Annotated in this window: 2 protein-coding genes; both read right to left on the bottom strand. The window is 44.5% G+C overall.

Going from position 1 to position 1,764, the window contains the following annotated elements; genetic code table 11:
* Positions 1–1,267, bottom strand: a 1,267-nt coding sequence (locus tag KDK17_RS04715) for a hypothetical protein (RefSeq protein ID WP_257287467.1), incomplete at its 3' end; no start/stop codon positions are given.
* Between the two features lie 144 nt (positions 1,268–1,411).
* Positions 1,412–1,764: hypothetical protein (locus tag KDK17_RS04720; protein WP_257287468.1), on the bottom strand; the 353-nt coding region annotated here is incomplete at its 5' end.

Here is a 1,764-nt window from a genome sequence, read left to right on the forward strand (position 1 = left end):
ATAGAGAGAGCATAACAGCCAGAAATCTTTCAGGCTTTAAACGACCACAACCGGGAACCGCTATGTAGGTAAAAATGATATGGAAATATTTAGTATTATCGATCACAAGTTCACATAAAGCCTTTTTTGACTTTCTTTTTGGTTCTTGCGAATCATCCGAATGAGGTAAGGAATACAAGGTATACAAAGATACCAGTTTAGTCGCAGCAGCCTTAGTCTCTGGATCAGCAAGGCAATACGCTATATTGAGGTGGTTTAAAACACAACTGCAAGCTGCTGCTTCTAATGCTTGCCTTCGGGTGGAAGGCATATAGTCTGAGTTACCAATGAATGAGGATAATCTGAGCAAATTTTCAGCTTTCAGGAATTTTCTTTCCAGATGCCGCCGAAATTTAGCCTTGTGGGTCGTTATGCCTGTCTGCCGATGCCGCAAATGAGTCGATGGTGTGAAAAGCAAGCTTTGCTTGGATGTTGCTCCTGTATCGCCCGTAGAATTTGCTTCAGGATTCAGCGACCAATCAGCAGGCCCGTCGATATGGGATGATTGTCGAAGTTTACAAACGCCATGACAGGAATCGACGTGGCAATTTAAGCCGAGAGTATGTTGAGGTTGATCCGGCTCTTCGTTACCGCCGCCAGAGCCGAGATGCTGGAGTCTGGTGACAGAACCTGTCAGTTGCGCGGATGTTCCGGAGGCTTGCTGGCCGGATGATTCTGTTTGCTCGTTTCTTTGCTGGCTTTGTTTTTGGCTATTTCCGGGGAGCATCATAGTGGTGATTGCAAACGGGTCATCCTGACTGGCCTCCAGTTTATTTATCGGACTGAACATAGGCGAATCGGTGTTCCAATAACTTTGTAAAAGCCAGCCGACCGCAAAAAAGGCTTCTACAGGAATCCATGAATGAGGTTTGGTGCTCAGAGCACTGTCATCGGAAGTCATAACCAGTTGGTAAGCAACCAGCGCACCAGCGGCGTATATCAATTCCCACGAGATCGACTCAAAAAAGGACGTTTTTACCCTGTAACCGCCGAGTCTCTGTGGTTGGTCATTGTGCGGAAAAATTGATTCGTCATAGTTGTTTGTATCAGCAAGGTATGACGGGATGCCCAGCAATGTTTGCTGGTCTGGCTTAATAGAAAAGCTCCCTTTTGGAGAGTGTCCATCCTGATGAAGCTCAACAAAAAAGCTTCTTGTAAATGATTCGGTCTGGCAGATGGCAGACAGTGGGAACAGCAAAAACAGTGCCGCTGTGAGTAATTTTTTCAAAACTCTATCCTTACCTTCATTTTGTGTTTGTTGATTCGAAAAGGGTAGGCCTGAAAAGTGGTAATTCAAGAAGATAAGCGTCTTTTCTTTCAAAAACGAAAGATTGCATCTCTGTATAACTTTCGCTGGCGGATTGAGTTTTTTTTAATAATGGGAACTTGGTCTCGGGGATCGAGGAAAACTGATATCAGAACACAAACCGTTTAAATCCAGGGAATCAAGCATAAGCTGCTTAACACTTGATGGCCAATTGTAAAACTGGATACGTGATGGAGGCCCCATCAACGTGTAATCAGTTAATTTAACTTCAAAGCACTCTCTATTCTTCTTCCTTAACTTTTCAATCCCGTCCCAGAGAACCTCAGGATTGTCTTCATATCCTTCATGCATATCACTAAACAAACAACCCTCAACTGTGGTGCAGAGCATTTCCCCTCCGCGCCGAATAAATTCCGAAAGCACGGGACCTAAATACCCTTGTGGATAGGCTGAAACCA

The organism is Endozoicomonas sp. SESOKO2 (assembly GCF_024606245.1).
Classification (GTDB): Bacteria; Pseudomonadota; Gammaproteobacteria; order Pseudomonadales; family Endozoicomonadaceae; genus Endozoicomonas_A.